The organism is Oscillibacter hominis, from assembly GCF_014334055.1.
In the GTDB taxonomy this organism is placed as follows: domain Bacteria; phylum Bacillota; class Clostridia; order Oscillospirales; family Oscillospiraceae; genus Oscillibacter; species Oscillibacter hominis.
In genome coordinates this window covers 1075801-1100336 of record NZ_CP060490.1, presented here as the reverse complement: position 1 = coordinate 1100336, position 24536 = coordinate 1075801, and the positions used below count along the sequence as shown (strand labels likewise).

Annotated in this window: 31 protein-coding genes, 1 tRNA gene and 1 pseudogene; 21 read left to right on the top strand and 12 right to left on the bottom strand. The window is 53.8% G+C overall.

What is annotated here, in order from left to right:
* The first annotated feature begins 29 nt into the window (after nt 1-29).
* On the top strand, nt 30-650 hold the full coding sequence (locus H8790_RS05535) for a DUF1643 domain-containing protein (RefSeq protein WP_187333897.1): 621 nt from the start codon (nt 30-32) through the stop codon (nt 648-650).
* 129 nt (nt 651-779) lie between these two features.
* On the opposite strand, the gene H8790_RS05530 is transcribed toward H8790_RS05535, so the two are convergent.
* From H8790_RS05530 to apgM, 5 genes are all read right to left on the bottom strand, one after another.
* Complete coding sequence (locus tag H8790_RS05530) at nt 780-1178, bottom strand: DUF3887 domain-containing protein (protein ID WP_187333896.1); 399 nt, start codon at nt 1176-1178, stop codon at nt 780-782.
* Nucleotides 1179-1217: 39 nt separating this feature from the next.
* Nucleotides 1218-1829 carry a stage II sporulation protein R gene (gene spoIIR, locus H8790_RS05525; protein ID WP_187333895.1) on the bottom strand — a complete coding sequence of 204 codons (612 nt, stop codon included), beginning with the start codon at nt 1827-1829 and terminating at the stop codon, nt 1218-1220.
* A 77-nt stretch (nt 1830-1906) separates the two neighbouring features.
* On the bottom strand, nt 1907-2767 hold the full coding sequence (gene ispE, locus H8790_RS05520) for a 4-(cytidine 5'-diphospho)-2-C-methyl-D-erythritol kinase (RefSeq protein WP_187333894.1): 861 nt from the start codon (nt 2765-2767) through the stop codon (nt 1907-1909).
* Nucleotides 2768-3044: 277 nt separating this feature from the next.
* On the bottom strand, nt 3045-4325 hold the full coding sequence (locus tag H8790_RS05515; protein WP_187333893.1) for a DUF1015 domain-containing protein: 1281 nt from the start codon (nt 4323-4325) through the stop codon (nt 3045-3047).
* Nucleotides 4326-4383: 58 nt separating this feature from the next.
* Nucleotides 4384-5625: a 2,3-bisphosphoglycerate-independent phosphoglycerate mutase gene (gene apgM / locus H8790_RS05510; protein WP_187333892.1), complete on the bottom strand. Its 1242-nt coding sequence runs from the start codon at nt 5623-5625 to the stop codon at nt 4384-4386.
* Between the two features lie 192 nt (nt 5626-5817).
* Here apgM and H8790_RS05505 point away from each other — a divergent pair, with 192 nt between their 5' ends.
* Nucleotides 5818-6039, top strand: a complete 222-nt coding sequence (locus tag H8790_RS05505) for a DUF378 domain-containing protein (protein WP_187333891.1) — start codon at nt 5818-5820, stop codon at nt 6037-6039.
* 53 nt (nt 6040-6092) lie between these two features.
* On the opposite strand, the gene H8790_RS05500 is transcribed toward H8790_RS05505, so the two are convergent.
* The 4 genes from H8790_RS05500 to H8790_RS05485 all read right to left on the bottom strand — a co-directional run bounded on the left by H8790_RS05500 (nt 6093) and on the right by H8790_RS05485 (nt 9221).
* The gene (locus tag H8790_RS05500; protein ID WP_187333890.1) at nt 6093-6674 is read right to left on the bottom strand and encodes a flavodoxin family protein; all 582 of its coding nucleotides are present in this window, start codon (nt 6672-6674) and stop codon (nt 6093-6095) included.
* Nucleotides 6671-8419, bottom strand: a complete 1749-nt coding sequence (locus H8790_RS05495; protein WP_187333889.1) for an Rqc2 family fibronectin-binding protein — start codon at nt 8417-8419, stop codon at nt 6671-6673. The genes H8790_RS05500 and H8790_RS05495 overlap by 4 nt, the downstream gene beginning before the upstream one ends.
* A gap of 3 nt (nt 8420-8422) precedes the next feature.
* Complete coding sequence (locus H8790_RS05490; RefSeq protein ID WP_187333888.1) at nt 8423-8824, bottom strand: Mini-ribonuclease 3; 402 nt, start codon at nt 8822-8824, stop codon at nt 8423-8425.
* Between the two features lie 154 nt (nt 8825-8978).
* Nucleotides 8979-9221 carry a helix-turn-helix transcriptional regulator gene (locus tag H8790_RS05485; protein WP_187333887.1) on the bottom strand — a complete coding sequence of 81 codons (243 nt, stop codon included), beginning with the start codon at nt 9219-9221 and terminating at the stop codon, nt 8979-8981.
* 90 nt (nt 9222-9311) lie between these two features.
* Here H8790_RS05485 and H8790_RS05480 point away from each other — a divergent pair, with 90 nt between their 5' ends.
* Nucleotides 9312-9803, top strand: a complete 492-nt coding sequence (locus tag H8790_RS05480) for an SLOG family protein (protein WP_318646864.1) — start codon at nt 9312-9314, stop codon at nt 9801-9803.
* Nucleotides 9804-9845: 42 nt separating this feature from the next.
* On the opposite strand, the gene H8790_RS05475 is transcribed toward H8790_RS05480, so the two are convergent.
* Together H8790_RS05475 and H8790_RS05470 are read right to left on the bottom strand one after the other, a co-directional pair.
* A complete protein-coding gene (locus H8790_RS05475) occupies nt 9846-10961 on the bottom strand; it encodes an SLC13 family permease (RefSeq protein WP_243208576.1) in 1116 nt (371 codons plus the stop codon).
* 55 nt (nt 10962-11016) lie between these two features.
* A tRNA-OTHER gene (locus H8790_RS05470) sits at nt 11017-11098 on the bottom strand.
* Between the two features lie 172 nt (nt 11099-11270).
* Between H8790_RS05470 and H8790_RS05465 the strand changes: the two genes are divergently transcribed.
* The 5 genes from H8790_RS05465 to H8790_RS05445 all read left to right on the top strand — a co-directional run bounded on the left by H8790_RS05465 (nt 11271) and on the right by H8790_RS05445 (nt 15535).
* Entirely contained in the window at nt 11271-11447 is a 177-nt protein-coding gene (locus tag H8790_RS05465) for a hypothetical protein (RefSeq protein WP_187333886.1), read from the top strand.
* Between the two features lie 219 nt (nt 11448-11666).
* Nucleotides 11667-13133: a ParB/RepB/Spo0J family partition protein gene (locus H8790_RS05460; RefSeq protein WP_187333885.1), complete on the top strand. Its 1467-nt coding sequence runs from the start codon at nt 11667-11669 to the stop codon at nt 13131-13133.
* 279 nt (nt 13134-13412) lie between these two features.
* Nucleotides 13413-13754, top strand: a complete 342-nt coding sequence (locus H8790_RS05455) for a DUF7768 domain-containing protein (RefSeq protein WP_117473715.1) — start codon at nt 13413-13415, stop codon at nt 13752-13754.
* Between the two features lies 1 nt (nt 13755).
* Nucleotides 13756-14841, top strand: a complete 1086-nt coding sequence (locus tag H8790_RS05450) for a DNA cytosine methyltransferase (RefSeq protein WP_187333884.1) — start codon at nt 13756-13758, stop codon at nt 14839-14841.
* Nucleotides 14828-15535: an antirestriction protein ArdA gene (locus tag H8790_RS05445; protein WP_187333883.1), complete on the top strand. Its 708-nt coding sequence runs from the start codon at nt 14828-14830 to the stop codon at nt 15533-15535. Before H8790_RS05450 ends, H8790_RS05445 begins: the two co-directional genes overlap by 14 nt.
* Nucleotides 15536-15627: 92 nt before the next feature.
* Here the strand turns inward: H8790_RS05445 and H8790_RS05440 are convergent, their stop codons facing one another.
* The gene (locus tag H8790_RS05440; RefSeq protein WP_187333882.1) at nt 15628-16584 is read right to left on the bottom strand and encodes a DUF3658 domain-containing protein; all 957 of its coding nucleotides are present in this window, start codon (nt 16582-16584) and stop codon (nt 15628-15630) included.
* A gap of 122 nt (nt 16585-16706) precedes the next feature.
* On the opposite strand from H8790_RS05440, the gene H8790_RS05435 reads away from it, so the two are divergent.
* From H8790_RS05435 to H8790_RS05370, 13 genes and pseudogenes are all read left to right on the top strand, one after another.
* Nucleotides 16707-17180, top strand: coding sequence for a PcfB family protein (locus H8790_RS05435; RefSeq protein WP_187334235.1), 474 nt, complete (start codon nt 16707-16709; stop codon nt 17178-17180).
* A pseudogene (locus tag H8790_RS05430) lies at nt 17170-17469 on the top strand (hypothetical protein); the annotation flags it as partial. The gene H8790_RS05435 and the pseudogene H8790_RS05430, both read left to right, overlap by 11 nt.
* Before the next feature lie 49 nt (nt 17470-17518).
* Nucleotides 17519-19366, top strand: coding sequence for a recombinase family protein (locus H8790_RS05425; RefSeq protein WP_207732025.1), 1848 nt, complete (start codon nt 17519-17521; stop codon nt 19364-19366).
* Between the two features lie 79 nt (nt 19367-19445).
* Entirely contained in the window at nt 19446-19640 is a 195-nt protein-coding gene (locus H8790_RS05420; RefSeq protein WP_071143486.1) for a transposon-encoded TnpW family protein, read from the top strand.
* 154 nt (nt 19641-19794) lie between these two features.
* Nucleotides 19795-20097 (top strand): hypothetical protein, encoded by a 303-nt coding sequence (locus H8790_RS05415; RefSeq protein ID WP_071143485.1) that lies wholly within the window; start codon nt 19795-19797, stop codon nt 20095-20097.
* Between the two features lie 70 nt (nt 20098-20167).
* Complete coding sequence (locus tag H8790_RS05410; RefSeq protein WP_071143484.1) at nt 20168-20779, top strand: recombinase family protein; 612 nt, start codon at nt 20168-20170, stop codon at nt 20777-20779.
* 271 nt (nt 20780-21050) lie between these two features.
* Nucleotides 21051-21335, top strand: coding sequence for a topoisomerase C-terminal repeat-containing protein (locus H8790_RS05405; RefSeq protein ID WP_002326770.1), 285 nt, complete (start codon nt 21051-21053; stop codon nt 21333-21335).
* 133 nt (nt 21336-21468) lie between these two features.
* Nucleotides 21469-21708: a peptide-binding protein gene (locus H8790_RS05400; RefSeq protein WP_000635249.1), complete on the top strand. Its 240-nt coding sequence runs from the start codon at nt 21469-21471 to the stop codon at nt 21706-21708.
* Between the two features lie 48 nt (nt 21709-21756).
* Nucleotides 21757-21840, top strand: a complete 84-nt coding sequence (locus tag H8790_RS05395; protein WP_001814874.1) for a 23S rRNA methyltransferase attenuation leader peptide — start codon at nt 21757-21759, stop codon at nt 21838-21840.
* A 124-nt stretch (nt 21841-21964) separates the two neighbouring features.
* Nucleotides 21965-22702 (top strand): 23S rRNA (adenine(2058)-N(6))-methyltransferase Erm(B), encoded by a 738-nt coding sequence (gene erm(B), locus H8790_RS05390; RefSeq protein ID WP_001038795.1) that lies wholly within the window; start codon nt 21965-21967, stop codon nt 22700-22702.
* A gap of 60 nt (nt 22703-22762) precedes the next feature.
* Nucleotides 22763-23668: a hypothetical protein gene (locus H8790_RS14105; RefSeq protein ID WP_178801768.1), complete on the top strand. Its 906-nt coding sequence runs from the start codon at nt 22763-22765 to the stop codon at nt 23666-23668.
* 18 nt (nt 23669-23686) lie between these two features.
* Entirely contained in the window at nt 23687-24061 is a 375-nt protein-coding gene (locus tag H8790_RS05375; protein WP_072851246.1) for a hypothetical protein, read from the top strand.
* Between the two features lie 102 nt (nt 24062-24163).
* On the top strand, nt 24164-24499 hold the full coding sequence (locus tag H8790_RS05370; protein WP_071143482.1) for a DUF3847 domain-containing protein: 336 nt from the start codon (nt 24164-24166) through the stop codon (nt 24497-24499).
* Nucleotides 24500-24536 lie beyond the last annotated feature (37 nt).

Sequence of the window (24536 nt, the reverse complement as noted above, 5' to 3'; positions counted from 1 at the left end):
GGGTCAACGGTTCAAGAGAGGAGACTGCCATGCATATCCCACAGACTGCCACAGAGGACTTAGAGCTTTTGACCTTCCAGGAGGCGTTGGAGCGCTCCGGACAGCCGCAGCAGGACTACGACATCGCCAAGTGGCTCTATGTCCCGCCCTGTTATGAGGAGTATCGATACCTGCTGGGCACCAGAGGGGAGCACCCGCTGATCTGCGTGGGCATCAACCCCTCCACCGCCGCACCGGACCGCCTGGACAACACCCTCAAATCCGTGGAGCGGGTGGCACGGTCCAACGGCTATGACAGCTTTCTGATGTTCAACGTCTATGCCCAGCGGGCCACCAATCCCAACGACATGGAGCGCAGCTGCAACGCCTACTTGCATCGGGAGAATTTGAATGCCTTCCGCTATGCCCTTTCCCGCTCCCCCGCCCCCGCCGTGTGGGCCGCCTGGGGCGCCATATTGGAAAAGCGGGATTACCTCTATGCCTGTCTGCGGGATTTGACGGAACTGGGCGGGGCATATGGCGCCCGCTGGTTCAGCGCAGGCCCGATCTTAAAAAGCGGCCATCCCCACCATCCCCTGTACCTCAAAAAGGACAGCGTGCTGCAGCCCTTTGACATGGAAGCCTATCTTGCCGGGCTGAAAGATGCCTGATCCTGCGGACACGCGCTGAGCGTTCAGCCGCAGCGGCTGAACAGGCGGACAATCAACCTTGCCGACTGTTTCTTTTCCCGCAGCGGCAAACAAACAAAAAAGGAGACGGATACCGTCTCCTTTTTTTCCTTATCCAACCTGCACACCGATGAGTTCCATCTCCCGGTCAAACGCCGCGCTGATGGTCACCCGGCCCTCTTCAAACTCGCAGATCACCATCACCAGGGCATACTCCTCGCCAGAATCCTCGTCCGTGCGTCCCATGGCCTCCGAGGCCGCAATCTCCTTCCAGGCCCCGGCACTCTCCGGAACCAGGGCCGCCACGTCTTCCGGGCTCAGCTGCTGCGCCACATCATCACGAAAGAGGTCGTAGACCGCGTCGCTTTCCCCGGTTCCCAAAAGCTCCGCCACCTGCTCCCCTGCCTCCGTCACTTCCTTTTTGTCCATTCCCTCCGGAAGGGACTGCCCGCAGCCGCTCAAAACCAGCACCACCAGGCAGAGGACAGCCGCCAGTTTTCTCTTTTTCATGATTTCTTCCCTCTATCTCTTCCCGCCCGCGCTATTTTGTCAGGAAAACATACCTTTCAGGGACTGCCACAGCTCCACCGACTTGAACTTCAGCACGTATCCGCTGTCCGCCTCCGTGATCAGGCCCACATCCTCCTCGCTCAGTCCGGACGCCATGGCGGTCTGGGCCACGTCAGAGGTGCTGGCCGTGCAGAGGGGCGGAAACACCACGCACCACCAGTTGTGGCCCCGGCCCTCCCCGATGACCACCCGAAGCGCCAAGTACTCCCCGGCCGGCAGGGTGAAGCCGTCGTACTCCTTGGTGGGAAACTCCGTCTCCTCCAAAGAGGCGGTGACGTCATACTCATACCCCTGTGCGGCAATCTCTTCCGCCGCGGCGCTCCGGAGCTCCGGGAGCGCCGCGCTGAGCCGCTGGGCGGCGTCATTGCGGTCGGCGGAGGCCTCCAAAATTTCCGTTGCACGGCCGATGATCTGATCCCGCACCTTCAGCTTCAGCTCCTGATCCGCTTCCTCGTCGGAATTTGCAATCACATGCAGCCGGACTACCTTGTCCGCCAGCTGCTGCTGCTCCTGTAAGGAAAACATCCCCCAAACCAGTGTAAAAAACAGGCCAATGGCCAAAGCGCATTCCAGGATTTTTACTTTTTTCATAAGATTCCGTCCTTCTCCTATGTAGGATTGATTTGTACTGGGAGTCTGGACGGAATTTTTGCATTTTATACCAGTTACTACAAGATTTTTTCCAAATAGGTCTCCGAATAGTCTTTTGCCAATGCCTCGTAGGCGCCCTTTGCCCGGGTCTCGTCGTCAAAAAGGGCGAACACGGTTGGGCCTGAACCGGTCATGCCCGCGTTCAGCGCGCCGGCCCCTAAGAGCCGGTCCCGAATCTCGAACACCTCCCCATATTCCTGGGGCAGGACCTCTTCAAAGACGTTGCCAAGCTTTCCGGCAGCCATCCGCAGATCCCCCAAGGCAATGGCCTTCACCAGCCCCCGGGTGTCGGGATGGGTTTTCAGCCTGCTGACCGTTACGCGGCCAAAGAGTTCCGGCGTTGAGATGCCGAACCCCGGCTTGCACAGCACCACCGGGCAGCGTGGCATCCGGGCCAGGCTGGTCATCTGTTCCCCCCGGCCCTCCGCCAGCACCGTGCCCCCCCGCACGCAGAAGGGCACGTCGCTGCCCACCTTCAGCGCGATCCGCTCCAGTTCCTCCCGGGGCAGGCTGGGCCGGTACAATCCCCGCAGGGCCTTGAGCACCACCGCCGCGTCGGCGCTGCCGCCGGCCATCCCGGCGCTGACCGGGATCCGCTTCCGGAGTTCCATCTCCAAGCCGTCGCAGGGCGTGTCCGTTTCTTCAAAAAAGAGCTGTGCCGCCTTCCAGGCCAGGTTCTCCTCCCCACAGGGCACCTGCGCGCCGCCGCAGGATAAGGTGATGCGGCCGCCCCCGCAGTGGGGATGGAGGATCAGCGTATCGTGGAGGGTGATGGTCTGCATCACCATGCGCATGTCGTGAAACCCATCCTTCCGCTTGCGGAGGATGTCCAGGGAGAGATTGATCTTTGCGGGAGCGGAATAGGTCATTGTTATCATATATTTCCCCTATCTTATCTGTTGAGTACACCTGATTTGTCCGGCGGTTGGAAAACGTGCCGTTTGGACCGATGAAGGCTGTACGGTGAGCACCGCGGCCTGCCGTGCAGCGCAGGTTCGCCGGAGCAGGGCAGCCAAAAGGAAGGCGTCCTTGCTGCCTCCGGCCCATTCGGGATAGGCATGAACTCCATTAGCCGCTATTTGGGTATTATACCACGACGTGCAGCCAATGAAAAGAAGAGGCCGCGGATTTTCCGCGGCCCCTTTTCTGATTCGGTTACTTGATCTTGCGGGCCTCCACGTAATAGCGCTTATCCTGGGCATGGCCCATGGAGAAGGTCTTCCGGGGCAGCACGCCGTCGGCCATCACAGTCTTGAACAGCTGGTCCTTGCCCATGGCGGGGAGCTTAAAGCCGATGTTGCCGGGCTTGGAACCCAGTTCGTCGGTGACCTCGTCGCCGTGGATATAGTCCACCTCGCCGCCGTTGGCCTTGAGGTACTGGTCCAAAAAGCTCTGAAGCGTACCAACAGCCAGCTGCACCTTGGGGTCGGGCACCGTGAGGCAGCCGCTGTGGCCGGCATAGGTGTAGGCAATGGTATGGCCCTCGCCCTGGCCCTCATAGGCGCTGGGATAGGCATCCTTAAAGGCGGCGATGACCTTTTCCGGGTCAACGCCGAACACCACACGGTGGATGGGCTCAAACTGGAGGGCGTCGTCGTGGTTGTTGACCACTTCCACCAGCGCATAGCGGGAGGGCAGTTCAGCCCACTGGCTCTCGGGCGTGTTCTTCTTGGCCTCTTCATAGCAGGCCTTGGCGGTGGCCAGGGAGTGGTTGCCGTCGCCCACGGCAAACAGCAGCGGCGCAACGCCCTTCATGCCGTACTTCTTCTCCATGGCCTCGTCGGAGGCAAGGCCGGTCAGGGCGGCGGCCACAGCGTCGATCTGGGCGGCGGAGAGCTGGTAGCCCTTCAGGTGTCCGCCGCTTTCCATCAGCTCGAAGTCATAGACCTTCTCCATTCCGTCCGCGGCGGCGGTCAGCGGCTCGATGACGGTCTTGTCCGGGTCGTCGATGAGCAGCATCACATGGGGCAGCTCAATGGGAGCATCCTTGCGGACCCGCACCCGGGGCGGGATGCGCTCCAGCACGGTGCCTTCGGTGGCACGGATCAGGGCGCCGGAACCGGGGGTGAAGTCGTACTGGTCCAGATCCACCATGCCGATGAGGCCGTGGCGGATCTTTCCGTCGGACTGGGAGCGCTCAATGTAAATCAAAGAGTCGGTCAGGGTTTTGAATACATCCCGCTTCAGGTAGTCGGCCATGGCGGCGTTGATGTCGGCAATGTGCTGGTCCACATTGGGGTCGTTCAATTTGGCCTCGGGCAGGATCAGGCGCAGCGTGGAGGGCGCGTCTCCCACCGTCTTCTCCACACGCTCCCAATACTCGGGCTGAGAGGTAAACTGGTCGCAGGCCACCACAGCCCACTTCTCCATCTCCGCGTCCTTGGGCAGCAGGATGTCCGCGGGATAGAACCCCAGCTTCTCAAACTTTTCCTTCATTTCAACAGTCTCCTTTTCCTTATTTTCTGACCTTTTCATTACAATATCAACGCAGCGGTTACAGCTGCCTGCGTCCAAAAAGATACTCCAGCAGCTCGCAGCCCGCGCTCACGCAGCGTCCCGCCAAGCCGGCCTTTTCATCGTAGACACCGCCTTGGCCGCTGTCCACCCCGCTTTGGTAGAGCAGGAACGGCACAGGCCCTCCGGCGTGGCCCCGGGTGGCGGTCAGCGTCTTATGGTCGCTGAGCAGCAGCACGCGGTAGTCCATGGACTCTCCATCCAGCCGCTTCAGCAAGGGAGTCAGCAGCCGGGAATCCAGCCACTCGATGGCCTGGAGCTTTCCCTTCAGGTCTCCGTTGTGGGTGCACTCGTCCGGCGCCTCCACGTGGATGCAGACAAAATCCGCCTCCGTGTGGAGAAGGTCATAGGCCGCCTGCATCTTTCCCTCAAAATTGGTGTCGAGCTCCCCTGTGGCGCCCTCCACCTCGATCTGCCGCAGGCCTCTGAGAACACCGATGCCATGGCACAGCGGCACGGCGCTGATGACGCCGCCCCAGTGGCCATAGGCCTTTTGGAAGTCCGGCAGCTCCACCGCCGTGCCCTCTGCCCAGAACCAGATGCCGTTGGCAGGCAGCTTTCCCTCTTTGCGCCGCTTCTCGTTGAAGGGATGGCGGTCCAAAATCCGATGTGCCACCTCCTCCAGCTCCAACAGCATTTTCGCGTTCTGATTCCCGGAGGGGAGCAGCGGCCCCGCCGCCTCACCCAAGTGGTCGTGGGGCGGGATCAGGCGGATACCTTCCACGTCTCCGCCATGCTGCACGGCGATCTGGCGAAAGGCCGGGAAGCGGTGGATCTCCATCCCCGCCTCCTCTTCCAGCTTTCGGAAGGCCTCATCACCCTCCAGAATCTCCATGACCCGGAGCGCGTCGGCGCCCTCGATGCTTCCCGCGCTGTGGGAGAGAATGCGCCGCTGCGCCAGCGCTCCCCCCTCGTCGCTCAGGGCGATGAGGTTACAGCGGTACGCCACGTCGCCCGGGTGCAGTTCAATGCCGGAGGCCGCAGCCTCCATCGGGGAGCGGCCGGTGAAATAACGCAGGGGATCGCATCCAAAAATTGACAAAATTGCAGTCTCGCTTCCAGCTGGCAGCGGCTCCGGGCAGTTGACCACATGTCCCACCTGCCCCTGTGCCGCCAGACGGTCAATGGTGGGCTTTTTTGCTGTTTCCAGCGGGGTTTTTCCGCCCAACTCCACCACCGGGTTGTCCGCCATGCCGTCTCCAATGACTAAAATGTATTTCATGTTCTCTCCAATCCATGAATAACCTGTTTTGATTGACATTATACTATAGTTGGCGGCTCCTTTTCAATGAATATTCCAAATATTTCACATGACAACCCCTGCATAGTACAGTCCACGGACAGGATGTATATATTTTGTTGCCGCGGGTAAACTATCAAAGCACAAACTTCATTAAAAACGGAGGAATCAAAGATGGTCATCGATAAGATTGCCCTCATCCTGACGATTATCGGCGCCCTGAACTGGGGCAGCATCGGAATTTTCGGCTTCGATATTGTAGCCTTCCTGTGCGGCGGACAGATGGCGACCCTCAGCCGAATCATCTACGCACTGGTCGGCATCGCCGGACTCTGGTGCATCTCTCTCCTGTTCAGGGAGCGCGAGGAAACCGGCCACGCACCTCACACTGCGTAAGCTGATTTCCAAGCAAAAGGACGGCCCCGATGGGGCCGTCCTTTTTTGCCATATCAATAGAGCGCAGCGGCCGCACGGCGTGCGAACTCCACGGCGTGACGCTCCTTTTCCCGATCCATGAAAACACTGCCATAGCCCATGTGGCGCTCCGCTAACATGCCAAGATAGCTGAGCCTGGAGTGCTTACAATAGCGCCGCAGCCCCTCGTTCAGCAAATCAGCCCCCTTTTCCGGCGGGTAACCGCAGGTGGTGATCAACGCTACCTTCTTCCCTTCCCAAAGAGAGGGGCCCTTCTCCTCGCCATAGTACTTATTCATGCCGTACACCAGCCGGTCCAGCACAGCCTTCATGGGCGGCGTGCAGTACCAGGAGTAAACCGGCGTGGCCAGCACCAGAAGCTGGCAGGCAAGCACGGAGTCAAATACCTTTTGCATATCATCCCGCTGGACACATCCAAACTGAGCCCAGTCCCGCTGGCAGGCCCGGCAGCCGAGGCAGGGCTTCAGCTCCAGGTCATAGAGCCAAAGGGTGCTGCACCCAATGCCAAGCCGTTCCAGTTCCCCGGCAAAGGGGGCCGTCAGGGCCTGGGTATTCCCGTTTTTCCGGGGGCTTCCCATAAGGATGCAGCAATTCACCGCCTGACCTCCAGCTTCTTGGCCAGAGTCTCCTCCGGCGTCACATAAACGGTCTGATACGTCTCGTACACCACCATGCCCGGCTGGGCTCCGGCAGGCTTTTTCACAAATTTTACCGGCGTATAGTCCACCGGAACATTCTGCCCCCCGCTGGCCTGGGAAAACCAGGCTGCCAGCATGGCGGCCTCCATCATGCTCTGCCGGTCCGGCTCACGGCCCTGGGTGCACAAAATCACATGGGAACCGTGGATTTTCTGGGTGTGGAACCAGAGGTCCCGGCGGTCAGCCTCCTTTGTGGTCAGCGCATCGTTCTGGCGGTTGTTCCGTCCCACCAGGATGCGCATCCCCGCGGAGGAGCGGAACTCCCTGGGCCGGGAGGCCGGGCGCTTCATCTCCTTGCGCTCCCCGCTCTGGCGCCGGAGGTATCCCGCCTGGCGCAGTTCGGAGCGAATCTCCATAAAGTCCTGCTCACTCTCCGCCCGGCCGATCTCCTCCAGCACGCTTTCCAGATAACTAAGCTCCCCCCTGCCCTTTGTCAGCTGCTCTGCCAGATACCGTTCGGCGGTTTTCGTCTTGTTGTACCGCTTATAGAATTTGGCGGCGTTCTGCTGAGGCGTCAGCAGTGGGTCCAACGGGATGGTGATGGGCCCGCAGGCCTCATCATAAAAATTTTCTGTGGTGAAAGAGGGCATCCCCTTCTCCATCCGGTAGAGGTTGGCGGTGATCAGATCGCCGCAGATGCGCAGCTGATCCCGATCCTTTGTAGCGGCGTAGTCCTTTTCCTGCAATGCGATCTTCCGGGCCACACGATCCCGGGCCGTGGTGACGGTGCGGATGATGTCCTGCCCCCGCTGGCGCACCCGGTCCTGGCGTTCCCGTTCTTCATAGAAGTCGTCCATCAGCTCAGAAAAGCTGCCATAGACGGCCTGTTCCACATCGGCTCCATACTGTAAAATCTCCCGGTAGGAGAAATCCACAAACTTCCCATCCCGTTTGATTGCAGTCGGTGTAAAGTGATTTTCCCGTATCGTATCTTGAAGCTGCACGATCTCGTTCCACAGCCGGCCGGCGCCGTCTCCGCCCAGTTCAAAGAGCCGCTCTGCGCCGCAGCGGCAGCTTATCTCCCGGGCCGTCAGCGGAGAGAGGCCGAAGAAGCGCTCCAACAGCCATCCGTCCACCGTCTTCTCCGGATTGGCGCGGCCGAAAGCCTCCCGGAAGGACTCCTCCGTCGCCTCGATCAATGACTCCTTGCCCTCGGGGGCGGGCGGCAGCCGGTAATAGAGGCCCGGCAGCACCTGGCGCAGCGGTGACATCTCCGCGTCCACCCGGCGCATACAGTCGACGATCCGCCCCTCTCCATCCAAAAGGATCAAGTTGGACCGGCGGCCCATGGCCTCCAACACCAGCTTGCGGACGCCCGGCTCACCCAACTCAGTGGTGACTTCGAACGTCAACTCCACCACCCGCTCCAGGCCGGGCTGGTCCAGGGCGATCAGCTTTCCGCCGGTCAGGTGTTTGCGCAGCAGCATGCAGAACATGGGTGGCTGGGCCGGGTTGTCCCGCAACTGGGCGGTCAAGTGGATGCGTGGAGAGTTGGCGCCGGCATTCAGCAGAAGCCGGTCCTTGCGCAGCAATAAAATCACCTGGTCCCTTGCGGGCTGCTGCACCTTGTCAATCCGCGTCCCCACAATCCGGGGCCGCAGCTCCTCCACCACCGCGTGAAGGCAAAGGGCGTCCAGTGGCATGGCTCACTCCTCCATCATCCATAGAAATAGCTGGTTGATCCGCTCCTGCCTGCCCTGCAGGTAGAGGTAGCCGAACAGCGCCTCCAGCGCGGTGGCCTCCGCGTACTGTCCGCGGCTGGCGTGCTGGGGGATGCTGTGCACCTGGGCATTGCGGCCCCGGCGGAATACCGCCAGTTCCTCCTCCGTCAGCCGGGGCAGGATCCGCTCCGCCCGCTGCGCCTGGGCCGGCGCGCACACCAGTCCGATGGTGGCGCGGTGGAGGCCTTTTCCGGTTGCCTTGCCGTGGGCGCACAGCCACGTCCGTACCAACAGCTCGTACACCGCGTCGCCCAAGTGGGCCAGCCCGATGCTGCTGATGGCCCGGATGTCGTCCGGCTGCAATATCACGTGAAAATAATCGTCCATAGTATCTCCTGTCTCGTGGATTCCTACATATTTTATCACCGCAGCCAGATTTTGTCATCCCCTCTTTGGCACTCCCTTTTTTCGACAGGATTCGGCTATCCGACTGCCTATAATCAAAGTATGAAAAGGACCGGACACGCAAAAGCGCATCCGGTCAGCGGATCTCCTGCTCCAGCTCGGTGAATTCCTTTGTGTTGAAGAATTCCGGCAGGGTGATCTCCAAGCCGTCACACAGTTTTTTGATGGTGACAATCTTCGGATTCTGGCTCTTTCCATATAGGATGTTCTTCAGGCTGGACGGAGGGAGTCCCGCCAGGTTTGCCAGATGATTGATGGTCAGATCCCGCTCTCCACACAGTTCCAGAATCCGGTTCCGCACAGCGGTTACAGTATCCATTCCTTCCCACCTCCATCAAAGATTGCCTTCATCTTACACAATTTTGATGGGCAATATAGGCTATGCATAGCCCAAGAGGTATTTTATTTTATGGACATGAAATCAAAGACCTGCTGCTTCACCGGCCACCGGCAAATCCCCAAGGAGGTCCGCCCCGCCCTGGAGCAGGAGCTGGAGCAAACGCTGCGCGATCTGACCGCCCAGGGAGTGGTCTACTACGGCGCCGGCGGCGCGCTGGGGTTCGACACCCTGGCCGCCCAGACCGTTCTGCGCCTGCGCCGGGAATTCCCGCAAATCCGCCTCATTCTGGTACTCCCCTGCCCGGAGCAGACAAGGGGCTGGCGCAGTGAAGACGTGGCTGAATACCAGCGCATTCTGTCTTCCGCCGACAAAGTGGTCTATGTCTCCGACCACTATGACCGGGGCTGCATGCACCGCCGCAACCGCCACCTGGTGGATCACAGCGGCACATGCGTGGCCTACTGCGCCAGGTCTACCGGCGGCACAGCCTACACGGTGCGCTACGCCCGGTCAAAAGGCCTTCCGGTCTTATATTTGGGAGGCGCATCGCCCCTTTTATAATAAAAGCGCCGGGGGGATCCTCCCGGCGCTTTTCATCGATTGTCAGAGCAGTGCCGCGGCGGCCCACAGCACGCCAAGGAACAGCAGGTTGATTCCTGTAAACAGGGCCAGGTATCTGCCGGGCCGGGCACTCTCCTGTGCGGCATACAGCTTGTAGGAGATCACGCTGGCCATGGAGGCGATCAGCGTGCCAAGCCCCCCTATGTTCACGCCTAAGAGAAGAGGCTCATAGTTCTCCGTAAACCCGGCCAGCAGCATCGCCGCAGGCACATTGCTGATAACTTGGCTCAGCAGGATGCCGGCGGTCAACTCCCGCCCGTTCAGCAGGGTGGAAAGCCCTTGGCTGACGGCGGGGATGCTTTTGATGTTTCCGATCAGCAGGAAAAAGAACGCAAAGGTGAGCAGCAGGCTGTAATCCACACTGCGCAGGATAGGACGGTCCAGAACGGCCGCTGCAAGCACTACAACCGCAAGGGCCAGCCCATAGGGAAGCACGTGGAGCACAGCCAGCAGGCACACGCAGAACAGCCCGGCCCAGGGAAGCACCGCTTTGGGGCAAGCGGGCATCGCCTCCACCGGCGCTACAACGGCCTCAGGCCTGATCCACAGAAGGGCCAGGCACAACAGCAGCAGGGAGATGGCGGTGGGAAGCGCCATGATGGACAAAAACCGCCCGGCAGACAGGTTGAACCGGCCATACAGGTAGAGATTCTGAGGATTCCCCAAGGGGGTGAGCATGCTGCCAAGATTGGCGGCCACTGTTTGGAGCACGATGACAAATGCCATCAGCCGCTGCCGCTGCGCAAGCATCAGAATGGTAAGAGGGACAAAGGTAATCAACGCAACGTCATTGGTCACCAGCATGCTGGTGAAAAAGCAGACGCCGATCAATGCGGCGGACAGAGTACGGGTATTATGTACCACCTTCAGGATTCGGCCCATCAGGAATGCAAAGGCGCCGGCCTTTTTCAATCCCGCCACAGTCACCATCAGAGAGGACAGCAGGCAGAGAACGCGCAGGTCCAGATAGGAGAGATAGGCCCGGGAGGGCGGTACAAATAAAGTGGAGAGCAGTGCCGCCGCACAGGAGGCCGCCAGCACCGGGTCCCGGCGCAGCCAATCCAGCACCCGCTTTCCTATGCACTTTTCTGCTTCCAAGCTCCCCACCCCGTTTACAAAAGAAAAAACCTTGAAGTCAAAACTTCAAGGTTTTTGGTGGAGATAAGCGGGATCGAACCGCTGACCTCTTGAATGCCATTCAAGCGCTCTCCCGGTTAGTGCGGTTACATACCCCCCTAAACCGGGCCAAAAGAGCGCTTCAATACGCGGGCAACCCCAAAACACACCCTGAATGTCTTTCATTATAGTCAAAGAAAGCCCGTATATCAAGGAAAATAATTTTTCTGCTTTGTGCCCCTCCACGGCATGATATAATTTTTGTGTCCATGTTGGAAAGGAGGTGCAGGCATGGAAAAAGAATATATTGCCGGAGAGTCCCAACGATACGAAATTGGCGGTCGAGTTTTTATCGTTGAGCCACGGTACAGGAAAGACGGTGAAAGCATGGCAGACATCTTGCTAAAGCTGATGTTTGCCGACTTGGACGAAGAGATGCGAGCAGCAAATAAAACTACAACGGACTAAAATTGAAAGTATCAATCTGGCAGTCAGCAAGAGGTTTTTATTCTAACAAAAGCTCCCGTTGCCTAAATCTTTATAGGCAGCGGGAGCTTAAAATTGAGAACAACGCCGCCCAACAGGACAACGGGCGGCGTTTTCATATATAAACCATGAAGGGAGGTCACTTCCACCCGGCCAGTCTGCGGACTGGCTTTTTTCATGCCATGAAAAGGAGGTTTGCAAATGGCAGATGATAAGAAGAACATTCCCGAAGCAGCCCCGCCCGCCGAGGCTCCCGCTCCTGCGGTAGAAAATGCCGCCGTGCCGGAGCAGCCCGCTCCCGAGGCTGCGCTGACCGACGCAGAGGCGGTCATGCTGGAACACGAGGGGCAGGCGGCGCTCTTTGAAATGGGTGAGGCCGTACCTGATCCCGCTGACGCTGTTACCCACGCCGAGGTGGAGGAGCCTGCCGCTCCCGAAGTCCCCAAGGCCGAAAAGGAACAGGCGCAGCCGCCCGCTCCCGGCAAGGACGATCCCGCCCCGGCACATTCCGGCAAGGTGGTGGATTTTTCCGCCGCCCGTGACGAGGCGGCCAAGGAAGAGAAAAAGACGGTCAAGCAGAAGCCGTCTACCGAAAAGGACAAGGCTGCCAAGCCCGGCAGAGGTCGCCCGTCCAAGGAGGGCAAGGCCTCTCCCGATAAGGCAAAGCCGCCCAAAGCTCGGGACAAAAAGTCCCAAAGCAAGCCCATCCCGGAGAAGCCTGCCGTGGATAAGGGCGGCGCTCCCGCTGGTGCGGAGGTCACGCCGGAACCGCCTGCGCCCCGTGACGCCACCCGCGCCGAAAAAGAGGAGATCGTCTATCTCAATCTGTCCGACCTGCACCCGTTCAAAAATCATCCCTTTGGTGTCCGGGACGATGCGGAGATGCAAGGGCTTGTGGAGTCGGTCAAGGCGGCAGGCGTCAATCAGCCCGCACTGGTGCGTCCCCGTGAGGATGGCGGCTATGAGATCATCGCAGGCCACCGCCGCCAGCGGGCAAGTGAGCTTGCCGGATTTGCGAATATGCCTTGTATCGTCCGCAACATGACGGACGATGAAGCCATCCTCGCCATGACGGATGACAACCTCCGCCACCGTGAGCGCATTTTGCCCACGGAAAAGGCGCAGTCACTCAAAATGCAGGTGGAGGCCATCAAGCACCAAGGCTCCCGCCCCGGCGAGGAGGACAAGGACGCCGGAAAACGCTCCACGCAGGTCGTGGGAGATCGTAACGGCATGAACTACAAGCAGGTGCAGCGGTATATCCGCCTGACCGAGCTTGTACCGGATTTGCAGAAAATGGTGGACGAGAAAAAACTGGCGTTCACCCCGGCGGTGGAGATCTCATTCATCCGCCCCAAAAATCAGAGGTATATCGCCGTGTCCATTGAGGGGCAGCAGTCCTCGCCCTCGCTGTCGCAGGCGCAGAAAATGCGGGAGCTGGACAAGGACGGCAAGCTCAACGGTGATGTGATCGACGGTATTCTGTCGCAGGAGAAAAAGGAGGTAGACAAGGTGATCATCAATAGTGCGGAACTGGAAAAGTATTTCGGCAAGGACAAGTCCCCGAGGGAAATGAAAGACAAGATCATTTCTCTGCTGGATGACTGGAAAGCCAAGCAGCCGCCCGAGCTGGGCAAGCCCGAAAAGAAAACGGATCTTGAAAAGTGACCTTGGGACTTTTTGTCCCGAGGTCTTTCGTTTCCCCGGATGGCTCTTGTGGTTATATCCCCCGTCGCCGCCTGTATTTCAGCATGGCCGGGAGCGGGCTGTCAAGGGTGCATCGCACCGCCGTTTACGGCGGCCAGCCCTTGACCGTCTGTCCCGGCTATGCTTTTTCTCCGGCAAGCGGCGGGGGTATATCCTCCAGAGCCGCCCCCTTTCCCAAGAATGGGAAAGGGCGTGGGGTTTGGGTTGAACTACTACATTACAAAACGGAGGTATTTTACAATGAAACGACCCCTTGCATATATCACCGCCGCATGGTGCGGCAGCGACCACGAAAACACAAAGCTGGCGGCGCAGTATTGCCGCACGGTGTATGAAGCGGGCTTTTCGCCCATCTGCCCGACGCTCTATCAGCCGCTTTTCCTCAATGACGCCGTTCCCGAGGAGCATAAGAGCGGCATTGACATGGGGCGCGACCTGCTCCGCCGCTCTCATGTGCTGGTGGTGTGCGGTCATACCGTTACCGAGGCCATGAAGAACGACATCGCCGTTGCCCAGCGGCTGGGTATCACCGCCACCACCCTTGAGGGCATTTTGACCGTCAAGGGACAGGGGCGCAGATAAGATGACGGCGCTCCGGCTGGGGAGCCTGTTTGACGGGATCGGCGTGTTTCCGCTGGCGGCGGTGCGCTGCGGCATTGAGCCGGTATGGGCAAGTGAGATCGAAAATGCCCCTATCTCCATCACCAAGCGCCACTTTCCCGATATGGCGCATTTGGGGGATGTGACAAAGCTGGACGGGCGGGATCTCCCGCCCGTCCATATCATCACCTTTGGCTCACCGTGTCAAAATCTCTCGCAGATCGGCAACCGCAAAGGGCTTGCGGGAGAAAAGTCCAGCCTGTTCTTTCAAGCCATCCGCATTATCCGTGAAATGAGGGAGGCGACAAATGGTCTATTTCCAGCAATCGCTGTTTGGGAAAATGTCATGGGAGCGTTTTCATCAAATGACAGGATGGATTTTAGAGCCGTCCTATCCGCTTTCACAGACACCGATGTTTCAATGCCTGCTTCTGGAAGATGGGCAGGAGCCGGAATGGTGCGAGGGCGAACGCCTGACCTCTGCTGGCGGCTCATGGACGCCCAGCATTGGTCAAGCCCCCGACTGGCACGACGGCAGCGCATCTTTCTTGTGGCAGATTTTGGAGGACGGCGTTCCCATGAAATACTTTTTAAGCCCCGCACAATGCAGTCACTTCCTGCATTTGGCGGAGATCGCGGGCTGCCCGCCGCCTGCGGAGATCGAGGCTCTTTTATTGAAGCAGGGCGGCGCGTACCAGTCACCCGACCCTTTCAATGCTTCCGTATGCGGGCGTCCGCCAAGGAGCGGACGGAAACAGCGTTCCGAAACAGCTTCGGACTGCCAACTGACCCTTTTCCCACTCTGTTAGCGGGCGGCATTTCACCCTTTGCCTTTTGGTATGAGAACGATCCTGCCGGGGGCTGCGTCCGCTTTCCCACGGAAACGGAATGTGAGCGGCTCATGGGGCTGCCGGAGGGCTGGACAAAGTACGGCGCGGACGGCGAGGAAATTCTATCCTCCCACCGTTACCGGGCATTGGGAAACGCCATCGCGCTGCCCTGTGCTGAGTACATCATGGCGGGGATTGCGGAGGCGCTGACAAAAGGAGGTGCAAATGACGGTATTTGAAGCCTACATCACCAACCTCGGCAAATATGCCGAGGGGCAGCTTGTGGGTGAAACGCTGAAATTTCCGGCCACCACGGAGGAGGTGCAATCGCTTCTAAAAAATATCGGCGTGGACGGTGTGCTGTATGAGGAATTTTTCATCACTGCCTTTGACGGCGATGTGATGGGCTTATACGACTATCTCACCGAGTATGAAAACTTGGACGAGCTGAACCATCTGGCGCATCTCATTTCCGAGCTGGACAGCGACGAGATCGAAACGCTGGAGGCTGCGCTCAACAAGGGCGACCATACTTCCAGCGTAGAGGACATCATCAACCTTGTTCACAATCTGGACTGCTACGATTTACACCCCGGCGTGACCGACGATGAAACGCTGGGGCGCATCTATGTGGAGGACATGGAACTACTGGATGTGCCGGACAATGTGCTACCCTACTTCGATTTTGAAGCCTACGGACGGGATATGCGGATCAACGAGGGCGGTCACTTCGCCCCCACGGGCTATCTGACCCGCAGCGGCGACTTCAAGGAGGTGTACCACGGCATCGAGGACATTCCCGCCGAACACCGCATTTTTGCATACCCCAAATTGAATATCCGGGAGCAGATGGCGGCCTACAAGGAGATCATAGACCGCTCATCCTTGGAGGGCGAGCGCCTGCACCCGAGAAAGGAGCATGATGACCGCTGACTTTGGGACAACTTGTCCCAAAGCGGAAAAGAAGGCGAGCAGTTTAGTCTGCTCGCCTTTTATCGGTGCCGTAAATAACACATAGCATTTATTTAGGGGCATTTACGAAGCGTGCGATGATAGATCAAATCATCCGCAGACGGAGTTGTCACAATAGTGAACATTCCCTCTTTGATAAACTTCTCCATCCGCAGCGCGATCCACGCATCTCCGATGCCAAGCTGATTTTTGCCCAGGACATTCCCAATTAGGTTTGCTTCTGAAAATTCGTCCGCTTGCTCGTCCACCTCTCGCAGAATAAAACTGTCATAGATATTTTCCGAAGCGCTCTGAAGTTTTCCGTTGAGATAAATACGCAAGGGGGCGTTTTCTTGTTGGAGCTGTTTCCAGCGCATAGCACAGGCATTTAATAATGCCGGTTTGACCTCCCGTTGCAGAGGCAGATATTTCCCCCATTCTTCGGGCGAGATTTCTCCCCAACCAATGTGCGTACAAAGGGTGTTATCGGTAGAGTATTCCCATTCCGGCAGTTTGACAGCATATATTGAGCCGATTGCGGGCAGCTTTTTGAGCTGCGCCAGCAGCCAATAGAACCCGCAAATTTCATCGGGATTATGGCTATACCAAATCCGCACAGGCTCACCCCGAGAGGCGCGGTCAAGGATTTCGTGCAAAGCCGTTTTCGCTGAGCGGAGTGTCTCCAAAATATATTGTTCATTATCTTCTCTGTTCGGCCAAACAAAGAAGGCTTGTTCTAATACGCTCTTGCGGTTGTTGCCAATCTCATCATCGGAAATATCACCCATGCTCCATGCGACATCGATGCAATAGACATCCGCCGGATTTCCACCTAACGGAATTGAGGTTTCCCATTTGCGGTGAGCCTGCAATTCTGCATCTGCTTTTAATGTTTCAAGTTCTTCCGGGGATATATTTGTACGGCCTGATAAAACAAGGCCGATGGATGCGCTTGAATGTTTATCTGCACCACAGTTTTGTGCCAGCTTTAGACTTCCGTATGCGCTCTTGCTAAATACAGTCTCTATCATAACAATATCTCCTCGGCATTGGACTTCATAAATCAGTTCTTATTATATCCGAGATATGTGAACAATTCAACTAAGGCAACACGGACTTACCATTTTATAACTGTGAAAGGAGGCGATGACGGCTGGTAGACGAAGATATTTCCCGGCGCACGATCGCCATATCGGTAAAGGCGTCGAAGCTGACCGCTCGGGGGCTTGCCTATGTTGTTCGGGCGGTGGGACGCAAAATTGCCAAGGCACACCGGGCAAAGCAGACGCCACACGGCAAGCAGACCGTGAAAAAACTCATGGCGCACAGCGCATCCACCAACAGCCTTGAACTGTCCGGGGATACAAAACTCTTTGACCGGGTAGCCCGAAAGTGGAATGTGGACTATGCCTTTTATCAAACTGAACCGGGGAAATACCTGCTGTTCTTCAAGTCCGGGCAGGCGGACGCTATGACCGCCTGCTTTTCGGAATATTCCCGCAAGGTGCTGGATAAGGCCAAGTCCCGCCAGCCCACGATCCCCGAACAGATGAAGCAGGCGGAACAGCAGCTTGCCAAGGAAAAGCCGCCCAAGGAGCATATCAAGGAGGTGTCGCATGACAGATAAGCTCCGTAAATATGTGCTGCCCAACATTCCCTATGTGTTCATCGGCTGGGTGTTCCTCAAACTGGGGACGGCCTACCGTCTGGCGGCAGGCAGCGATTTTGCCCATAAGCTGCTGGGGCTGGGACAGACCATCGGTGCGGCCATTGCCGACTTTGCCCCCGGCCTTGCTCTCTTTGACTGGTTGGTGGGCATTGTGGGGGCGGTGGCGTTCCGCCTGCTGATCTACTTCAAAAGCAAGAACGCAAAGAAGTTTCGCCGGGATGCGGAGTACGGCAGCGCCCGCTGTGGTGCATAATCTTAACTGTAAGGAAAACTATGTGGACGCAGGAGGTATGCACATGAACGAATATAATAAAATTACAGCCCTTTACTCCCGCCTTTCCGTCGGGGACGAGGACAGAGATGGCGGCGAGAGCAACAGCATTGTAAACCAAAAGGCATTTCTGGAACGGTACGCCCAACAGCAGAGATTAACCAATATCCGGCACTACATTGACGATGACGAAAGCGGCAGGTTCTTTGACCGCTCTGCCTATTCCCGCATGATGGAGGATGTGGAAAACGGAAAAATAGGCGTCTGCATTATGAAAGACCTGACGCGCTGGGGGCGTGATTATCTCCAAGTCGGCAATGCAATGGAGGTATTCAGACGGAACAATGTCCGCTTTATCGCGGTCAATAACGGCATAGACAGCGACAATCCCGATACATTGGAGTTTGCGCCCTTTATCAATATCATGTCGGAGTGGTACGCAAAGGACATCAGCAAGAAAGTAAAAACGGGTATCAGGACCAAGGGTGCAAGCGGCAAACCCATCGCCACCGAAGCCCCATACGGATATATGAAAGACCCGAACAACAAGGATTTTTGGATAATCGACGAGGAAGCCGCCGAAGTGGTACGCTTGATTTTCCGTCTGTTTATCGGCGGGAAGAACAGAAACCAAATTGCCGTATATCTCAAAAACGAGCAAATCCTCACGCCTACGTTCTACCTCAAACAGCACGACAGAGGGACAGCGAAAAGCAGACCGCTGAACGAGGAAAATCGCTATAAATGGAACAAAGCAACCTTAACCAAGATACTCACAAGGCAGGAGTATTGTGGTGATGTTGTCAATTTCAAGACCACAAAGCATTTTCGGGACAAGCGCAACCACTATGTAGATAAAAGCGAATGGCAGATAACCGAGAATGTGCATGAGCCGATTATCGACCGCGCCGACTTTGAAACCGTACAGCGGATTTTGGAAAACGCGCCTGTCAGACGCCCTAACGGGGACGGAGAAATCCACCCTTTGTCGGGCTTGATGTTCTGTAAAGACTGCGGCGCAAAAATGCACATTCGCATAGATTACAGGAACGGCGGCAAGCGTCATGTTGCCTTTTGCAGCGAGTACCACAAGGGCAAAGCCAAAAATCCCAAATGCAATTCCCCGCACATCATAGACGCTGATTTAGTCATGCAGACTATCGCGGATGTTCTGAAAAAAGTTGCAGAATACTCCATAAGCAACCGGGAGGAATTTGAAGCATTAGTCCGAAAAAACCTTGATATGCAGCAGACGGACAAGAGCAAAAAACAGCAGAAGCGTATTCCGCAAATTACAACACGCCTTGAACAGATTGACAAGGTGCTGAATAAACTCTACGAGGATAACGCCCTCGGTGCTATCCCACAAGACCGATACGAGCAAATGTCACAGAAATATTCGGAGGAATACTATACGCTGAAAGCGGAACTTGCAGAACTCAAAGAACAGTTATCCGCGTTTGAGGACGCAGGAGGATGGGCGCATAAGTTTTTGAAGCTGATAGAACGCTACGCCGCCTTTACCGACCTTACCCCCGCCATTCTCAATGAATTTATCAGCAGAATTGAAGTGCATGAGCGCGATAAGAAAAGGGCAAAACAAGCTGTTCAGCATATCGGGATATATTTCAGCTATATCGGCAAGTTTGAAAACGAACTGACACAGCTTGCAGAGCCGACAGAGGAAGAAATCCGGCAAATGCGGGAGAAAATCGAAGAAGCCCAAAAGGAAAAGAGCCGCGCTTATCATCGGAACTACTCAAAGGAATACCGGGCGAAAAACCTTGAAAAACGCCGGGAGTATGAACGCATCAAGGCGCGGGAATATCGGGCAAAGCGAAAGGCGCAAGCCGCTGCGCTGCCCGTATCGTAAAACAGAATAACCGACAGCAGAAAGGGATTTTCCAACTATGGGAAATCCTTTTTTTGCACCCAAAGGAAGGAGTGACCCAATGACAGAAAAGAAAACCACAACCACCGCGCAGAAGCAGCCGGATGGTATCATCACAACACAGCGGAACGGACAGACCATCGTTGCGGAGTTGTTTTTCAATCACAGAAGCGCAGAAACATTCCGCGACAAGCTGCTGAAAGCGATACTTGCCGACTATTCGCATTTTTCTGCGTCTGACGGTCAAGAGCCGTAAAAACGGAATATTTGACGATTGGAACACTCTGGACGAGGAATGTATCGCCAGAGCATTTTCTATTGAAAAAACGCCGTTTTTCCCAAGTCAAGAGCCGAAGAAAACACCCGAAAAATGCCCCTACTGCGTAACAGGGGCGCAGAAAGGAGAGTTTATGAAAACAGGACTGAAAAAGCAGGAAAAGACCACCGATATTTGGTTTGACGAGAAAGACCCCCTTATCCATATCCGCACCCACAACACCGACTTGAAGAACAGGCTGACCGCGTACAGCCGCCGCTTCCCCTCTGTCTGTAAGCTGACCGACAGCGACCCGGAAACGGGCTGTATGGAGTTTGAGATTGCAAAGGGACGCTTCTCTTTCCGTCTGACCGCACCATACAGCGAGGAACGCAGACAGGCGGCAAGCGACTATGCAAAGAAGCATGGTATTTCAGCCGGGAAAAGCAAGCCATGACACAAAGATACAGTAAAATTATTAGGTAAGGACGGTTGATGTCTATGTAAAACGAACAGGAGGATAAAAATTGACTGGAAGCATTTACGGCTATGTGCGTGTCAGCACAAGAGAACAAAACGAGGACAGGCAGCTTATCGCCTTACGCGAGGTAGGCGTTTCAGATAAGAATATCTTTATGGATAAGCAATCCGGCAAAGATTTTGAGCGTCCACAGTACAAAAAGCTGCTTAGAAAAATGAAAAAAGACGACCTGCTCTATATCAAGAGCATAGATCGTCTGGGACGCAACTATGAAGAAATCTTACAGCAATGGCGTATCATCACAAAGGACAAGGGCGTTGACATTGTGGTTTTGGATATGCCCCTGCTTGATACGCGCCGGGGAAAAGACCTTATGGGAACATTTCTCTCGGATATTGTGCTTCAAGTGCTGTCCTTTGTGGCAGAAAACGAGCGCACCAATATCAGACAGCGGCAAACAGAGGGTATCGCGGCAGCAAAGGCGCGGGGTGTGCGCTTTGGGCGACCACCACGCCCCTTGCCGGATAACTTTCATGCTGTTTATCAGAGGTGGCGTGCCGGGAAAATTACCGGCACAGCAGCCGCAAAAGAGTGTGGTATGCCCCTTGCGACCTTTCGCTACCGGGCAGAAATCTACGAAAAAGCCAAATTATTGTAAATAGGCGGTTTTACAGAAAGGTGTACTTTCCTGTAAACCGCCTATTGCTTATAGGTATTTAATATTATACTTCTTCAGACGGCGTTTTTCAAGTCTTGAAATGTAAATATTCGTTTATATCCCGGCTAATTTGTCGATAAAATGCGTTTACAGGAAAGTACACGTTACTAAAGGGAATGGAGATAAATTATTAGATATACTACTGACAGCTTCCAAGAAGCTAAAGAGGTCCCTAGCGCCTACGGGGAATTTGTATCGATAAGGGGTACAAATTCCCACTAAGCGCTCGGGACCCCTTGTAGGAAAATGTCCTAAGTGTGGCAACAATATTGTATTAAAAAAATCGTTTTATGGTTGTTCAAATTATCCTGAATGTAAGTTTACTTTAGCTGAACATTTTAGAAAGAAAAAACTAACCAAAACGAATGTAAAAGAATTACTGGAGGGAAAAGAAACCCTGGTAAAAGGAATCAAAAACAAAGAGAAAAAGCCCTACAATGCCGTTGTAAAAATTGGGGAAAAGGGATATATTGATTTTATATCTTTCTCAAAATAAACATAAAAGCCCTTTAAAGAGGGCTTTTATATATTAATCACAAATCACTTATCACAAATCACTTATCACAAATCACAAGTGATTTGTGATTGTTGATGATAAAATAAGAATAAGAAGAAATAGAAAGAAGTGAGTGATTGTGGGAAATTTAGGCGCACAAAAAGAAAAACGAAATGATACACCAATCAGTGCAAAAAAAGATATAATGGGAGATAAGACGGTTCGTGTTCGTGCTGACTTGCACCATATCATAAAAATCGAAACAGCAAAGAATGGCGGAAACGTAAAAGAAGTTATGGAAATAAGACTTAGAAGCAAACTTAAGAGTGTGTTGATAGTGCATTATCTTAAAATTTTGTATAATAGGAATTGAAGTTAAATTAGATGCTAAAAATTTGTAATTAAGAAGGAGGGATTCGTCATGTTGGTATTCCAAATGCGTAATGTAGATAAAACATCTACTGTTTTGAAACAGACTAAAAACAGTGATTACGCAGATAAATAAATACGTTAGATTAATTCCTACCAGTGACTAATCTTATGACTTTTTAAACAGATAACTAAAATTACAAACAAATCGTTTAACTTCTGTATTTGTTTATAGATGTAATCACTTCAGGAGAGATTACATGAACAAAAATATAAAATATTCTCAAAACTTTTTAACGAGTGAAAAAGTACTCAACCAAATAATAAAACAATTGAATTTAAAAGAAACCGATACCGTTTACGAAATTGGAACAGGTAAAGGGCATTTAACGACGAAACTGGCTAAAATAAGTAAACAGGTAACGTCTATTGAATTAGACAGTCATCTATTCAACTTATCGTCAGAAAAATTAAAACTGAATACTCGTGTCACTTTAATTCACCAAGATATTCTACAGTTTCAATTCCCTAACAAACAGAGGTATAAAATTGTTGGGAATATTCCTTACCATTTAAGCACACAAATTATTAAAAAAGTGGTTTTTGAAAGCCGTGCGTCTGACATCTATCTGATTGTTGAAGAAGGATTCTACAAGCGTACCTTGGATATTCACCGAACACTAGGGTTGCTCTTGCACACTCAAGTCTCGATTCAGCAATTGCTTAAGCTGCCAGCGGAATGCTTTCATCCTAAACCAAAAGTAAACAGTGTCTTAATAAAACTTACCCGCCATACCACAGATGTTCCAGATAAATATTGGAAGCTATATACGTACTTTGTTTCAAAATGGGTCAATCGAGAATATCGTCAACTGTTTACTAAAAATCAGTTTCATCAAGCAATGAAACACGCCAAAGTAAACAATTTAAGTACCATTACTTATGAGCAAGTATTGTCTATTTTTAATAGTTATCTATTATTTAACGGGAGGAAATAATTCTATGAGTCGCTTTTTTAAATTTGGAAAGTTACACTTTTTAATAACGGAGGGAATGGAATGAAAAAACTTGTAACCTTGCTTCTTTCGCTTGCTTTAGTGCTATCTCTTGCAGCTTGTGGCGGAGAAGCGACACCTGACGCATCTGACGATGCCCCCGCTTCTTCTCAAAATGAAGAAAGCACCGAAAACGACAACACCGAAAATCAAATCGTATTTGAGGAAGTTGTTGCCATTGACAACGCAGAGTGTGCGGTAAAAATTACCGAAATCGACCCCGATAATATGTGGGGCTACACTCTGAAAGCACAGCTTGAAAACAAGTCCACAGAGAAAACCTATATGTTCTCTGTCGAGAGTGCTTCCATCAATGGTGTTCAGTGCGATCCAATGTTTGCAAGCGAGGTAGCTGCTGGCAAAAAGGCTAACGAAGAAATCAACTTTAGCACCGATACTCTTGAGGAAAATGGTATTGTTGAATACACAGATATTGAATTGACTTTCAAGGTGTATGATAGCAATGATTGGTCTGCTGACCCTGTTGGAAAGGAAACAATCCATGTCTATCCATACGGAGAAGAAAACGCTGTTGCATTTGTGAGAGAAGCACAGGCTACTGATAATGTGATTATCGATAATGATTATGTTACTGTTATCGTAACAGGCTATGAAGATGATGAGATATGGGGCTATACTGCCAATCTGTTCTTGCTGAACAAGACAGACAAAACGGTAATGTTCAGCGTTGATGACGCATCTGTAAACGGCTTTATGGCAGACCCATTCTATGCAACTTCTGTTTCTGCCGGAAAATGTGCATTTAGTTCTATGGCATGGTCTGATACAACTTTAGAGGAAAACGGAATTACCGAAGTGGAAGAAATCGAAGTCCTGTTTAGAGCATACGATGCTGATGATTTTATGGGCGAAGATTTTGCAAATGAGGTAATTACATTAAATCCGTAACGAGATGAGGTGTGCAACATGAAAACGGCAAAATTAGTAATCGGAATTATCAGCATGGTTTTATTTGTTTTAGTAGCTTTTCAATCTTGCGCTGCCGGATTAGGAAATGCTTTAGCAGATAACGGCGAAGTAAGCGGAACATCAGGAATGTTGCTTGCTTTCTGTATGCTGATTGCAGGCATCGTTGGAGTAGCAACCCGAAAGAGCAAAGGCGGCGGAATTGTTGCCGGAGTATTCTATCTGTTGGGCGGACTGCTGGGAATTGTAAATTACGGTAGCTTCTCTGACCTTGCTATCTGGTCTGTCCTTTGTTTCATTTTCGGAGCTGTCTTTATTTTGGGCTCCTTGAAAATGAAGAAAGCAGATAAAAGTAACACAGACGCGGCAGAATAATATTATTCAAATAACAATAACATAATTCCCCAACAGGGCGACTATTTCCAAACCGAAGTAGCCGCCCTTTTCTTTTACTAAAAATCAAAAAGGAGGGCTACCATGTCGAAGAAAAAACCACCGACCACCATCGAGGAATGTAACGCCGAAATGGAACTGACACAGAAGAAAATCCGGCAGTATGAGAACAGGAACAAAATGCTTGACCGCAAACTTGCCATTGAGAAGCGCAAGGAGCGCAACCACCGTCTTTGTTCGCGGGGCGGCTACCTTGAAAGCCTTGTCCCGGCACTCATTGATATGTCAGAACAGGAAGCCCGCGACTTCCTCTACACCGCGGTTTTCAGCGACAAAGCGCAGGAGTTTTTGAGAAAACGAGCCGGAGAAGCGACACCGAAGAATTACCCTTGCACACAAGGGCGCACTTATACACCCTAACGGGCGTGTGCGCTCTGCCGAGGGCTTTATCTCCGCA